The 12,664-nt window shown below is 72.0% G+C and carries 13 protein-coding genes; 8 read left to right on the top strand and 5 right to left on the bottom strand.

Annotated elements, in window-relative coordinates; genetic code table 11:
• Window positions 1-195: 195 nt before the first annotated feature.
• On the bottom strand, window positions 196-1,152 hold the full coding sequence (locus AB0H93_RS41675) for a CoA ester lyase (protein WP_358581877.1): 957 nt from the start codon (window positions 1,150-1,152) through the stop codon (window positions 196-198).
• 133 nt (window positions 1,153-1,285) lie between these two features.
• Between AB0H93_RS41675 and AB0H93_RS41670 the strand changes: the two genes are divergently transcribed.
• Window positions 1,286-2,578, top strand: coding sequence for a CBS domain-containing protein (locus tag AB0H93_RS41670; RefSeq protein ID WP_358581875.1), 1,293 nt, complete (start codon window positions 1,286-1,288; stop codon window positions 2,576-2,578).
• Window positions 2,578-3,105, top strand: a complete 528-nt coding sequence (locus tag AB0H93_RS41665; protein WP_358581873.1) for a DUF1003 domain-containing protein — start codon at window positions 2,578-2,580, stop codon at window positions 3,103-3,105. The genes AB0H93_RS41670 and AB0H93_RS41665 overlap by 1 nt, the downstream gene beginning before the upstream one ends.
• A 73-nt stretch (window positions 3,106-3,178) precedes the next feature.
• Here AB0H93_RS41665 and AB0H93_RS41660 read toward each other — a convergent pair whose 3' ends face one another.
• Together AB0H93_RS41660 and AB0H93_RS41655 are read right to left on the bottom strand one after the other, a co-directional pair.
• A complete protein-coding gene (locus AB0H93_RS41660) occupies window positions 3,179-3,595 on the bottom strand; it encodes an NUDIX domain-containing protein (RefSeq protein WP_358581871.1) in 417 nt (138 codons plus the stop codon).
• Between the two features lie 4 nt (window positions 3,596-3,599).
• On the bottom strand, window positions 3,600-4,046 hold the full coding sequence (locus AB0H93_RS41655) for a MarR family transcriptional regulator (RefSeq protein WP_223839536.1): 447 nt from the start codon (window positions 4,044-4,046) through the stop codon (window positions 3,600-3,602).
• Window positions 4,047-4,324: 278 nt separating this feature from the next.
• On the opposite strand from AB0H93_RS41655, the gene AB0H93_RS41650 reads away from it, so the two are divergent.
• Window positions 4,325-5,464: an Mrp/NBP35 family ATP-binding protein gene (locus AB0H93_RS41650; RefSeq protein WP_358581868.1), complete on the top strand. Its 1,140-nt coding sequence runs from the start codon at window positions 4,325-4,327 to the stop codon at window positions 5,462-5,464.
• 170 nt (window positions 5,465-5,634) lie between these two features.
• Here the strand turns inward: AB0H93_RS41650 and AB0H93_RS41645 are convergent, their stop codons facing one another.
• The gene (locus tag AB0H93_RS41645; RefSeq protein WP_358581866.1) at window positions 5,635-6,228 is read right to left on the bottom strand and encodes a class I SAM-dependent methyltransferase; all 594 of its coding nucleotides are present in this window, start codon (window positions 6,226-6,228) and stop codon (window positions 5,635-5,637) included.
• A 274-nt stretch (window positions 6,229-6,502) separates the two neighbouring features.
• Here AB0H93_RS41645 and sigE point away from each other — a divergent pair, with 274 nt between their 5' ends.
• The 4 genes from sigE (at window position 6,503) to tatB (ending at window position 10,378) form a co-directional block, all read left to right on the top strand.
• Complete coding sequence (gene sigE, locus AB0H93_RS41640; protein WP_358581863.1) at window positions 6,503-7,096, top strand: RNA polymerase sigma factor SigE; 594 nt, start codon at window positions 6,503-6,505, stop codon at window positions 7,094-7,096.
• A 3-nt stretch (window positions 7,097-7,099) separates the two neighbouring features.
• Complete coding sequence (locus AB0H93_RS41635) at window positions 7,100-7,804, top strand: zf-HC2 domain-containing protein (RefSeq protein WP_358581861.1); 705 nt, start codon at window positions 7,100-7,102, stop codon at window positions 7,802-7,804.
• A gap of 155 nt (window positions 7,805-7,959) precedes the next feature.
• Window positions 7,960-9,621, top strand: coding sequence for a trypsin-like peptidase domain-containing protein (locus tag AB0H93_RS41630; RefSeq protein ID WP_358581859.1), 1,662 nt, complete (start codon window positions 7,960-7,962; stop codon window positions 9,619-9,621).
• A gap of 361 nt (window positions 9,622-9,982) precedes the next feature.
• Entirely contained in the window at window positions 9,983-10,378 is a 396-nt protein-coding gene (gene tatB / locus AB0H93_RS41625) for a Sec-independent protein translocase protein TatB (protein WP_132483196.1), read from the top strand.
• On the opposite strand, the gene AB0H93_RS41620 is transcribed toward tatB, so the two are convergent.
• On the bottom strand, window positions 10,379-11,569 hold the full coding sequence (locus AB0H93_RS41620) for an MFS transporter (protein ID WP_358581856.1): 1,191 nt from the start codon (window positions 11,567-11,569) through the stop codon (window positions 10,379-10,381). It abuts the gene before it with no gap.
• A gap of 63 nt (window positions 11,570-11,632) precedes the next feature.
• On the opposite strand from AB0H93_RS41620, the gene AB0H93_RS41615 reads away from it, so the two are divergent.
• A complete protein-coding gene (locus AB0H93_RS41615) occupies window positions 11,633-12,580 on the top strand; it encodes a LysR substrate-binding domain-containing protein (RefSeq protein WP_358581854.1) in 948 nt (315 codons plus the stop codon).
• Window positions 12,581-12,664: the final 84 nt, after the last annotated feature.

Here is a 12,664-nt window from a genome sequence, read left to right as displayed (position 1 = left end):
CCGAGCCCCGGACGGCGCATCACCACCACCCGCCCGGCGCCTCCCCGGCAGGCGCGGGATCGCGAGCACTTCGCATCAGGGGTGGCGGTAGGCGGGCTTGCGCCGTTGCAGCGGCGAAGCCGTTCGAGGGTCGCGCGGTCGGGTTGGGGCGGCGTTTTCGCGCGAAACCGCCGCCCGCGACCTGCACCGCCGCGATCAGGATTCCGGCGGGGTCCAGCGGTCGGTCCGGGCCATGCCCGCCGCGCGGCCCTTGCCCGAGATCACCAGCGCCATCTTCCGGGACGCCTCGTCGATCATCTCGTCGCCCAGCATCGCCGCGCCGCGCTTCCCACCGGCCGCCGAGGTGTGCCACTCGTATGCGTCCAGGATGTTCTCGGCGTGGTCGTAATCCTCCTGCCGAGGCGAGAAGAGCTCGTTGACCGCGTCCACCTGCGCCGGGTGCAGCACCCACTTGCCGTCGAAGCCCAGCGCCGCCGACCTGCCGCCCACCGCGCGCAGCCCGTCGACGTCCTTGATCTGCAGGTACGGCCCGTCGATCGCCTGCACCCCGGCCGCGCGGGCCGCGACCAGGATGCGCATCAGGATGTAGTGGTAGGCGTCGCCGACGTCGTAGCCGGGCGGCTGGTGGCCGACGACCAGCGACCGCATGTTGATCGACGCCATGAAGTCGGCAGGCCCGTAGACCAGCGCCGTCACCCGCGGCGAGGCGGCCGCGATCGCGTCCACCTCGACCAGGCCGCGGGCGTCCTCGATCTGCGGCTCGATGCCGATCCGGCCGACCTCCAGCCCGGTGGCGCGCTCGATCTGCGTCAGCGTCAGGTCCAGCCAGCGCACGTGCTCCGGGGTGCTCACCTTCGGCAGGATGATCGAGTCGAGCTCGGCGCCCGCGCCCTCCACGACGGTCACGACGTCCCGGTAGGTCCACTCGGTGTCCAGCGCGTTGACCCGCACCGAGCGGATCTTCTCGCCCCAGCCGCCCTCGTTCAGCGCGCCGACGATCCGGTCCCGGGCCTCGGCCTTCGCCAGCGGCGCGACCGCGTCCTCGAGGTCCAGGAAGAACTGGTCGGCGGCCAGCCCGCGCGCCTTGTCGATCATCTTCGCGCTGGAGCCCGGCACCGCCAGGCAGCTCCGCCGGGCACGTCGACCGTCCACGTTGTCCTCCTCTGGCCTCGCGAGTCGTTGCGTGTGTACCACGCACGCCGCCGCCGGAACCGGACAAGTGCCCGGTGGCACAGCGCCGATCTTCGGGCGGCGGGCGACCGGAAGAGTGCATAGCCTGAGCCACGTGGCAGCCGCGACCAGGGTTTTCGCGGCCCGGATGGCCGGCTTGTCGGTGTTCGGGCCGGACGGGGAATCGATCGGCCGGGTGCGCGACGTCGTCGCCGGGCTCAGCGTCCGGCGGCAGCCGCCGCGCGTCCTCGGCCTGGTCGTCGAGCTGCCCACCCGGCGCCGGATCTTCGTGCCGATGCTGCGGGTCACCCGGGTCGAGGCGAGCGCGGTGACGCTGGCGACCGGCACGGTGAACCTGCGGCACTTCCACCAGCGCCCCAACGAGCTCCTGGTGCTCGGCCAGCTGCTGGACGCCCGGGTCGTCATCGACTCCACCCACGCGCCCGCGGTCCTGGTGGACGTCGCGATGGAGCAGATCCGCACCCGCGACTGGCAGCTGGCCAAGCTCGCGGTCCGGGAGCGCACCGGGCGGCTCGGCCGGCGCGGCCCGACGCAGGTGCTGGACTGGGGCCAGGTCACCGGGCTGGCCGTCGCGGAGCTGACCGGCAAGCCGCAGGGCGTGCAGCAGCTGCTCGCCATGTTCGACACGATGCGCGCCGTCGACGTCGCGAGCACCCTGCACGAGCTGCCGACCAAGCGCCGCTACGAGGTGGCCGAGGCGCTGGACGACGAGCGGCTCGCCGACGTCGTCGAGGAACTGCCCGAGGAAGACCAGAAGGACCTGCTGGAACACCTGGACGAAGAGCGCGCGGCCGACGTGCTGGAGGCGATGAACCCGGACGACGCCGCCGACCTGCTCGCCGAACTGTCCGAAGTGGACAAGGAACGGCTGCTCGGGCTGATGGCGCCGGAGGAATCCGCACCGGTCAAGCGGCTGATGGCGTACTCGTCCGACACCGCGGGCGGCCTGATGACGCCGGAGCCGATCGTGGTCGGGCCGGACGCGACCATCGCCGAGGCGCTGGCGATGGCGCGCAACCCCGACCTGCCGGTGGCGCTGGCCAGCCTGGTGTTCGTCTGCCGCCCGCCGTCGGCCACGCCGACCGGCCGCTACCTGGGCTGCGTGCACATCCAGCGGCTGCTCCGCGAGCCACCGTCGACCCTGGTCGCCGGCGCATTGGACACCGACCTGGCGAGTCTCCCGGCCAGCGCGTCGCTGACCGACGTCACCCGCTACTTCGCCGCCTACAACCTGGTGTGCGGGCCGGTGCTGGACGACGAGGAGCACCTCATCGGCGCGGTCACCGTCGACGACGTGCTCGACCACCTGCTGCCGGAGAACTGGCGGGAGAGCGGGCTTCCGGAGCCCGGCCCCACCGACCGGCCGACGAACCGGGAGGCGCACTGATGCCCGAGCTGTTGACCCGCCGCCGACTCGACCAACCCCGCCCGCCGCACCGGTTCGCGGTCTCCTTCGACCCGGAGGTGTTCGGGCAGATCTCGGAGCGGATCGCCCGGTTCCTCGGCACCGGCAAGTTCCTGTTCTGGATGACCGTGTTCGTGATCTGCTGGATCGCGGTGAACCTGTTCGCGGTCGGCCTGCAGTGGGACCCGTACCCGTTCATCCTGCTCAACCTGGCCTTCTCCACCCAGGCCTCGTACGCCGCGCCGCTGATCCTGCTCGCGCAGAACCGCCAGGACGACCGGGACCGGGTCTCGCTGGAGGAAGACCGGGCGCGGGCGGCCCAGACCAAGGCGGACACGGACTACCTGGCCCGCGAGCTCGCCGCGCTGCGCCTGGCGGTCGGCGAGGTCGCCACCCGCGACTACCTGCGCAGCGAACTGGACCGGCTCCGCGACGAACTCCCGGGCCTGCAGAGCGAGGCGGAGAAGCGCCGAGCCCGCACGGGCTCCCGAGACCCCGACGAAGCTTGAACCAGGTGTTCCGCAGTTTCAATTGAAACTGCGGAACACTGCGGGGAACCCGCGGTTTCAATTGAAACCGGGGTCAGGCCGGGTCGAGGTCGGCGAAGAGGGCGACGATCGCCGGGGCCGTGACCTCGTGGGCCGCGTACTCCTCGCGGGTGCACCAGGCGAGCTCCGCGATCTCGGCCGCCGGTTCCGGGGCACCGTCCAGCTCACCCGTGTAGCAGATGAGCTCGACCTGCACCCCGTCTCCCTGCCCGACCGCGTCGGTGACGTAGCGGCCGAGGAAGTCCGCCCCCACCAGGCCGACGCCGAGCTCCTCCCGCACCTCCCGGTGCAGCGCCTGCACCTCGGTCTCGCCCGGGTCGATCTTGCCGCCGGGCAGGTAGAACGCGTCCTGGTAGTCGGCGCGGACCAGCAGCAACCGCCGGTCCACGAACCGCACCAGGCCGACCGCGCGGATCAGCCGTTCGGGAGCCGTGGAGTTCGCATCGTGCACGCCCTCATGCTTGCGCACGCTGCCCCGGCGGCGACGGCACACCCCCGTCGGCCAGCCGTTCGCAGGTGCGCATCAGCGCCTCCAGCTCTCCCGCCGTGGCGGACAGGAAGTACCGCGCCACGCCGGTGCGATGCGTCGACGCCGCCAGCTGCAACCGTGCTTCGCCACGTTCGGTGATCACGGCCTGGACCCCGCGCCCGTCCGAATCGACCCGGACGCGACGCACCAGCCCGAGCCGTTCGAGGCGGTCCACGAGCCTGGTCACGCCGGAGCGCGACAGCAGCACGACATCCGCGAGTTCGGTCATCCGGAGCCGCTGCTCCGGGGCTTCTGCCAGCGCTTCGAGGACGTCGTAGGCGGCGAGCGTGAGCCGTTGCTCGGCGATCAGGTCGCCCTCCAGGCAGCGCGTGACCCTGGCGTGCGCGCGGAGGAAACTGCGGTACGCCAACAATTCACTTCGAGTCGGTAATCGATCAAGAGCCGTCTCGGCCACGAAGATTGATATTACGGAACGCGTTCGCCTGACTGCGCAGCGCCCCCGAACAAGAATCGCGTTCTGTCCCGCGCGCCCCACTGACCAGCGCGATGCCACGGCCCGCAGCCCTGTCCGCGCCGGGCTACCGGTCCGTAGCATGGGATTGCCAGCAACGCGGTGTGAGAGCCTTCGAGGCTGGCGCCCAGCGAAGCGACCACCGACCACGTCCGCAACTCCAGCTTGCCGAGGTAACCGTGACCAGTACGCAGTCCGCGCCCACCGAGGACGCCGTTCGGAAGGCCCTCAGCCAGGTCGAGGACCCGGAGATCCGCCGGCCGATCACCGACCTGGGCATGGTCAAGAGCGTGTCCATCGGCCCCGACGGCGATGTTGCGGTCGAGGTGTACCTGACGGTCCAGGGCTGCCCGATGCGGGAAACGATCACGCAGCGGGTGACCGGTGCCGTGTCCGCCGTCGAAGGCGTCGCCTCGGTGCGGGTCGAGCTCGACGTGATGAGCGACGAGCAGCGCACCGAGCTGCGCAAGATGCTGCGCGGCAGCGCCGAGGAACCGCGCATCCCGTTCGCCGAGCCCGGCTCGATGACGCGCGTCTACTGCGTGGCGTCCGGCAAGGGCGGGGTCGGCAAGTCCAGCGTGACGGTCAACCTCGCGGCCGCGATGGCCAAGCGCGGCCTGTCGGTCGGCGTGGTCGACGCCGACATCTACGGCCACTCGGTGCCGCGGATGCTGGGCGCGGGCGGCAAGCCCACCCAGGTGGAGAAGATGATCATGCCGCCGCAGGCGCACGGCGTGAAGGTCATCTCCATCGGCATGTTCACCCCCGGCAACACCCCGGTGGTCTGGCGCGGGCCGATGCTGCACCGCGCGCTGCAGCAGTTCCTGTCCGACGTCTTCTGGGGCGACCTGGACGTCCTGCTGCTCGACCTGCCGCCCGGCACCGGCGACGTGGCGCTGTCCACCGCCCAGCTGATCCCGAACGCGGAGATCCTGGTCGTCACCACCCCGCAGCAGGCCGCGGCCGAGGTCGCGGAGCGGGCCGGTGCGATCGCCATGCAGACGCGGCAGCGGCTGGCCGGCGTGGTGGAGAACATGTCCTGGATGGAGCTGCCGGACGGCCAGCGGATGGAGATCTTCGGCTCCGGCGGCGGCCAGCTGGTCGCGGAGTCGCTGAGCCGCTCGATCGGCTCGGACGTGCCGCTGCTCGGCCAGGTGCCGCTGGACCCGCGCCTGCGCGAAGCCGGCGACAACGGCACCCCGCTGGTCCTGGAAGCCCCCGACTCGCCCGCGGCGGTGGTCCTCAACGACATCGCCAAGCGCCTGTCCACCCGGGCCCGCGGCCTCGCGGGCAAGCTCCTCTCCGTCTCCCCCGCCTGACGCGCCGGCCGACGTCGTTCCGCAATTTCAATGGAAATCGAAGATCCGATTTCCATTGAAATTGCGGATCATCACCCCGTCGGGGGTACTCCGGTCGGGAGAGGGCCGACACCTGGGCCGACATCTCGAGAGGCGGGTGTCCGGGACCAGGCGGAAGCGGGTGTCCGGGGTCAGGCTCGTTTGGCGACCGCGAGCAGGCCCGGACCCGTGGGGAGCGTGACCGGGACCAGGTTCTCGTCGGTCTGGATGGCCCGGACCAGGTCGCGCAGCGCCAGGGCCAGCGCGCTCCGGGCGTCCGGGCTGGCCAGCTGGACACCCGCGAACACGATCACGCCGCCCGGGCGCAGCAGGCGGACGCCGAGCTCCAGGTACCTGGGGTAGTCCGTGGTCGCGATGCCCACCGACACCAGGTCGTAGCCGCCCTCCGTGAGCCGCGGCATCAGGTCGACCGCGCGCCCGGCGATCAGCCGCGTCCGTCCGGTCGGCACGCCCGCCTCCCGCAGCGTCGCGCGCGCCGTCCGCTGCGCGGCCGCATCCGCGTCGATCGACGTCAGCACGCCGTCCGGCATCATGCCCTGGAGCAGCCACAGCGCGCTCTCGCCCGAGCCGGTGCCGACCTCCACGACGGCCTTGGCCCGCAACGCCGCCGCCAGGAAGCGCAGCACGTGCAGCGACGACGCCCCGACCGAGGTGTCCGTCGGCGCGCCGGATCGCACCTGGTTCCGGCCCACGGGCCCGGCACCCACCGGCGTCTCGGGTATCACAACGCGAAAGGTTATCGACGTTGCCCGCCGCCGTGACCCGGGCGGCCGACATCGTTAGTGGGCCGTTTCCGGCGGGCCGGCGGTGCGACCCGCATCACGTCAGGTTCTCAGCCTGTTCTCAGGCGTCTTTAATCGCTACCTCACCAGGGCATACGAGAGTAGACACGTCATAACCGACACCCATCGGCGTCTCCTTGACGACACCGCCGGGAACAACGGAGGCGACATGTTCGTTCTTGGAGATGCAACCGCACAGGAGGTGGCTTCTCGCCCAATGGCAACACAGCCGATGAGTGTGGCCCCCAGTGTCCAACAGAGCACCGTCTCGCCCGCCACCGAAGAGGTCAACTGGACCCCTCCGACGTGGGACGAGGTGGTTCGGCAGCACGCAGACCGGGTCTACCGGTTGGCGTACCGCCTGACCGGCAACCAGCACGACGCCGAGGATCTGACCCAGGAGACCTTCATCCGGGTGTTCCGGTCGCTGGCGTCGTACAAGCCGGGAACGTTCGAGGGCTGGCTGCACCGGATCACCACGAACCTGTTCCTCGACATGGCCCGCCGCAGGTCCCGCCTGCGCATGGAGGGCCTGCCCGATGACACCGACCGGTTGCCCGGCGGTGGCCCGAGTCCTGAACAGGTCTTCAACGACACCCACCTCGACCCCGACCTGCAGGCGGCGCTGGACGAACTGCCGCCGGAGTTCCGGGCGGCCGTGGTGCTCTGCGACGTCGAGGGGCTCTCCTACGAGGAGATCGGTGCCACCTTGGGCGTGAAGCTGGGTACTGTGCGCAGCAGGATTCACCGCGGGCGCCAGATGTTGAAGGCCACCTTGGAAGCTCGCCGCGAGCATGCCCGGGAGGTTTGACGAATGACGGTTTTGCGTGGGTGGGGGCTGCCGGAGCAGCACCTCGCGCTGGACGCGATCGTCGCGTTGGTGGACGGCGAGCTGAGCCCGAGCGCCCATGATCGCGCCGTCTCCCACCTGGCCCACTGCCCAGCGTGCACCTCGGACGCCGCCGCCCAGCGGCAGGCCCGCGCCGCGGTTCGGGCGGCCGGCACGCCGTCGATCTCGCCGAAGCTCCTGCAAGCCCTGCAGGCCATCCCGGCGCACGCAGAACTGCCCAGCCAGCCGGACGGCCTCGCGCTGACCGAGGACGGCCAGCTGGTCGCCGTGACCCGCCCGGACCGCGCGAAGCGGTTCGGCGACGGAGCGGCGCTCGGATCCTCGCGGCCGCTCGGCGGCAGCCAGCAACCCCTCGGCAGCGTGCCCCCTTTTGCCGGTGATGCCGCGGCGGCACCGGCGCGGCGGGTCGGCCGCCGAACCCGGCAGGGGGCCGGCGTGGTGTTCTCCGGCCTGGTGCTGGGCGCGCTCGCGCTGATGAACCTGCCGACAGACGACGACGGCCAGCCGGTACCGGGCGTGCCGAGCCCGCTGCCCGGCGGCGCGTTCACCAACGCCGTCATCCCGGCGTCGGCGCGCGAAGACCTGCCCGCCGACCCGTCCCCCAGCCAGCAGCCCTCGGCCGAGGTCCCGGTTCCGAGCACCTCGGCGAGCGCGCCGCCGGGGAACTGATCCGGCCGGGACGACTTCGCCCGCTCCCACACGAACTTCACCGGTCGCCCGGCAAAATGGGCACGCCGGCGGTGCGTCCACATGCCGGTGGCACGGGCTCCTCGCCCGTGTGATCCACTCGAACGGACGAGTTCCGACCGCATGCCCGGGGAGCGATGAGCGACCAGCCAGGAACGCCCGCACAGGGCCCCGACGCCGACCAGCAGCGCCGGGATCAGCCCGAAGCAGGCCAGCAGGGTCCCAACGGACGGCCAGCCCAACCCGTGCATCCGTGGCAGGGCGCGGCCAGCCCCGCCCGCGGAGTGCCGGCCGCGCCGGACCGCCCCATGCGAAACGGCCAGCCATCCCCGCCCCGCCTCGCACCGCGCCCGCTGCAGCGCCCCGCCGTCGACCCGTCGCAGAGCTCGACGTTCGGCCGCCCGAAGGGCGTGACCGGCAGCTTCGACCCGAACCGGCGCGAGGTCCCGACGCGCGGCATCGAGCAGGGTCCGCCCCCGCCGGAAGCGCTGTCCAAGGCGTTCGGCCGCCCGCGGGCCAGCAGCGAGAAGCTCCAGCGCGCGCCAGGCGAGCAGCCGATGGCGCCCGAGCCTGCCGAGGAGCCGGCGCTGTGGAACTCCGGCGAGAGCGACCCGTGGCGCAACCCCGCCGCAGGCGCGGTGATCGGTCCACCCGCACTCGGTGAGGAGCAGGAGGAGAAGCCCGAGAGCACCGAAACCGGTCCGCTGCTCAGCGCCCGCGAAGTCCTGTTCGGCCGCCGGGTGCACCCGCGCGCGCTCGCGATCCTCGCCGTGGTCGCCCTGCTCATCGGGCTGGCCGGCGGGCTGCTCGGCCGGATCACCGCCGAGGAGGGCAATCCGCTCACCAATCCCGACGTCACCCTGGCCGAGGTGGAGCAGGGCAAGGACCGGCCGAAGGGCACCGTCGCCGCCGTGGCGCAGCGCGTGGTCCCCGCCGTCGTGTCGATCGAGGTGCGCGTCGGCGCGCAGGGCGGCAGCGGCTCCGGGGTCGTCATCGACGGCAACGGCTACGTGGTCACCAACAACCACGTCATCTCGATGGCCGCCGACACCCCGGGCGCGCTGGTCTCCACGGTCTTCCACGACGGCACCCGGGTGCCCGCCCGGATCGTCGGCCGCGACGTCAAGACCGACCTGGCGGTGATCAAGGTCGAGGTGTCCAACCCGACGGTCGCCCAGCTCGGCCGCTCCGACGAGCTGGCGGTCGGCGACGAGGTGATCGCCATCGGCTCGCCGCTGGGCCTGGCGGGCACCGTGACCACCGGCATCGTCAGCTCGGTGCACCGCCCGATGCGGCTGGCCGGCGAGGGCACCGACACCAACGCGGTCATCGACGCGATCCAGACCGACGCCGCGATCAACCCCGGCAACTCCGGCGGCGCCCTGGTCGACGGCAACGGCGCGGTGGTCGGCATCAACAGCGCGATCCGGACGCTTGGGGCCGGCGGCGAAGGCGGCTCGATCGGGCTGGGCTTCGCGATCCCGATCGACGACGTCCGGCGCATCGCCGAGGAGCTGATCCGAACCGGCAACGTGCAGCACGCCGATCTCGGCGTCAACGCCAAGTCGGTCAGCGACGGACTCGCCGACGGCGCCCAGGTGCAGAACGTGCAGGACGGCAGCGCCGCGGCGGCGGCCGGGATCGCCGAGGGCGACGTGATCATCCGGGTTGGCGAGCGGAAGGTGGCCGGCGCCGACGAGCTGATCGTGGCCGTCGACCGGCACCAGGTCGGCGAGCGGGTGCCGGTCACCGTGGTGCGGCAGGGCCGCGAGCTGGTGCTCGACGTGACCCTGCGGTGAACGGCGGGTTCCGCCTGGTCCGGCCGGGCGGGAAGTTTCGCGGTTTTGCCAGCGGCACCACGCCCCCCGGGGGACAGGCTTCGTGTCGTGAGCACTTTGGGCTGCTATCGCGACCCAAAGTGCTCACGACCACGGTAACCAGCGGAAACAGCGAACCGCGCAACCCCGGGAATGCCATCCCGCCGCAAGGGCCGCACCGCTTGCGGTGCGGCTAGCCGAACGAGCAGCTAACAGTTCGTGAAGGCGGCGTGCTGGGCCAGTTCGCCCTCCTGCCCGGATCACCCGGTCGGTACCCTGGGGATGCGTTGGCAGCGCGCGGTGCTGGTCCGCGAGCCGTGGAGGACCCGGAGGTAGTCGAGAGGTGTTCGAAAGCGTCGGCTGGCTCGAGATCCTGGTCCTCGTCGTGGCCGGGCTGTTCATCCTCGGCCCGGAGCGGCTGCCGCAAGGCGCGGCGTGGCTGGGCCGGACCGTCCGCCAGGTCAAGGAGTACGCGACCGGAGCCCGCGAGCAGATCAAGTCCGAGCTCGGCCCGGAGTTCGACGAGCTGCGCAAACCGCTGGAAGACCTGCGCGGCATCCGCAACTTCAACCCGCGCACGGCCGTGACCAAGCACCTCTTCGACGGGGAGAACCCGCTCGACGGCCTCAACGGCAACGGCAGCAACGGGCACCAGGCGAAGCCGGCCGACCCGCCCAAGCCCGAGCAGCGCCCGCTCGCGCCGGGCGAGCGCCCGCCGTACGACTCCGACGCGACCTGATCAGACCGCGACGCGCTTGGGCGCCGTGCGGACGAGCCATGCCCCGGCCGCCGCCACCGCCAGCCAGCAGCACAGCAGGACCGTCATCCCGGACCAGCCCCACGAGCCGTAGGCCGCGCCGCCCAGCACTCCGCCCACGCTGCTGCCGCCGTAGTAGGCGAACTGGTACAGCGCGGACGCCTGACCGCGGGCCGATGCCGATGCCCGCGCCCCGACCCATCCGCTCGCCACCGAGTGCGCGGCGAAGAATCCGCCGGTGAACACGACCAGGCCCATCACGATCACGGGCAGGCTGTCGACGAGCATCAGCAGCAAGCCCAGCGCCGTCACCGCCAGGCCGGCGAGCAGCACCTGGATGCGTCCCCAGCGATCGGCGGCGCGACCGGCGAGCGTGGAGGTGACCGTTCCCGCGGCATAGGCGAGGAACGCAAGCGCTGCGAGCGCCGGTGGCACCAGCAGCGGCGGTGCGGCGAGGCGGAAGCCGAGCACGTTGTAGACGGTGACGAAGGCGCCCATGCCGAGCGCGGCGACCAGGTATGGCGCGTAGAGCACCGGATCGCTGAGCGCGGCGCGCAGGCCGCCGAGCAGCGGGCGCCAGCGCAGCGGTTGCCGCTGGTGATTGCGTTCGGCAGGCAACAGCACCACGAACAGCACCGTGCACACCCCGGCGAGCACGGCCACTGCCAGCAGTCCGCCGTGCCAGCCGGCGAAGTCGCCGACCACGCCGCCCAGCAGCCGCCCACCCATGCCGCCGATGGTGGTGCCCGCGACGTAGAGCCCCATCGTCGTGCCCAGCTGCTCGCCGCCGGTCTCGTCGGCCAGGTATGCGGCCGCGACCGCGGCCAGGCCGGCGATCGCCGCACCCTGCAACAGGCGAACGGCCACGAGCACCGGGAAGAACGGCACCCACGGCAGCAGCAAGCCCAGGACCTCGGCGGTCAGCAAGGCCGCGATCATCGTGCGGCGACGGCCGACCGCTTCCGACAGCGTGCCGAGCGGGATCGCCGCGACGGCCAGCCCGAGCGTGCTCGCCGAGATGAGCAGCGCCGCCGTGCCCGGGTTCAGCGCGAAGACCTCGGCAAGCTGCGGCAGCACCGGCTGCGGCGCGTAGAGCAGCGCGAACATCGCCAGCGCGCCAAGCAGCAGGGAGATGCGGATCTTGCGGATGCGGGCCGGGTCGACTGCGTTCACGTGCTCGAACGTAAGTAGCCCTGACTAATGCGTCCAATGCCGGAATACCGCATGATTGATGCGGTGGTGAATGAATCAGCCGAGCCGGACGACTCGTCGCAGCTAGCGGCCCACCTCGCCCCGTCGCTCGCCCTGCTGCGCGCGGTCGCAGCCGAGGGCCATCTCACACGAGCAGCGGAGTCCCTGGGCGTCCCGCAGCCGACGGTCAGCCGCGCGCTGGCCAAGCTGGGCGATCGGCTCGGCACGCCGGTGATCGTGCGGCAGGGTCGCGGCATCCACCTGACCCGCGCCGGAGCCCTGCTCGCGGCGGCCGCCGAAGACGCGATGCGCGGGCTGGAGGCCGGCTGCCGGGCCGTGATCGAGGAGATCGACCCCGACCGGGGCCAGGTGACGTTCGGGTTCCAGCACACGATGGGCAGCACGCTGGTGCCGCCGCTGCTGCGCGAGTTCCGCGACGTGCACCCGCACGTGCGGTTCGGGCTCGTGCAGGGGCCGCGCAACAGCATGCTCGAGCGCGCCTGGTCGGGCGAGATCGACCTCTGCGTCGTCTCGCCGCTGCCCGAGCACGATCCGCACTGGGAAACCGCACCGCTCCGGGAAGAGCCGCTGGTCGCGGTGCTGTTCGCGCGGCACCGGCTGGCCCGGCGCCGCAGGCTGCGGCTGGCCGAGCTCGCCGGGGACGACTTCGTGGCTACCCGCCCCGGCTACGGACTCCGGCAGATCTTCGCGGGCCTGGCCGAACGCGCCGGTTTCGAGCCGCGGCTGGCCTTCGAGAGCGAGGAGGTCGACACGGTGCGCGGGCTGGTCGCCGCCGGGCTCGGCGTGGCGCTGCTGCCGCCGGGCGACAACGGCCCGGCGCCGGGCACGGTCGAGGTGCCGCTGGATCCACCGGCGCACCGCACGATCGGCCTGGCCTGGCCGGCGGGCCGGGCGCTCCCGCCGGCGGTCCGCACCTTCCGCGACTTCACCCTCCGCAATTTCAATGGAAATCGAAGGTCCGATTTCCATTGAGCGTTTTTCATCTTGTTTCGTGTTCGAGGGTGAGGATGGCTTTGGCGAGGGTGCCGACTTGGTGGGGGCAGCAGCGGACGCGGT

Origin of the sequence: Saccharopolyspora sp. NPDC050642 (assembly GCF_040654735.1) — a bacterium.
Taxonomy (GTDB): Bacteria; Actinomycetota; Actinomycetes; order Mycobacteriales; family Pseudonocardiaceae; genus Saccharopolyspora; species Saccharopolyspora elongata.
Note: the sequence above shows the minus strand (reverse complement) of the source record. Positions and strands in the feature narration are given on the sequence as shown.

Coding starts and splice junctions, on each gene's coding strand:
- AB0H93_RS41665 (WP_358581873.1), top strand. CDS start 2,578: ATGCCCGAGCTGTTGACCCGCCGCCGACTCGACCAACCCCGCCCGCCG.
- sigE (WP_358581863.1), top strand. CDS start 6,503: ATGGCAACACAGCCGATGAGTGTGGCCCCCAGTGTCCAACAGAGCACC.
- AB0H93_RS41635 (WP_358581861.1), top strand. CDS start 7,100: ATGACGGTTTTGCGTGGGTGGGGGCTGCCGGAGCAGCACCTCGCGCTG.
- AB0H93_RS41630 (WP_358581859.1), top strand. CDS start 7,960: ATGAGCGACCAGCCAGGAACGCCCGCACAGGGCCCCGACGCCGACCAG.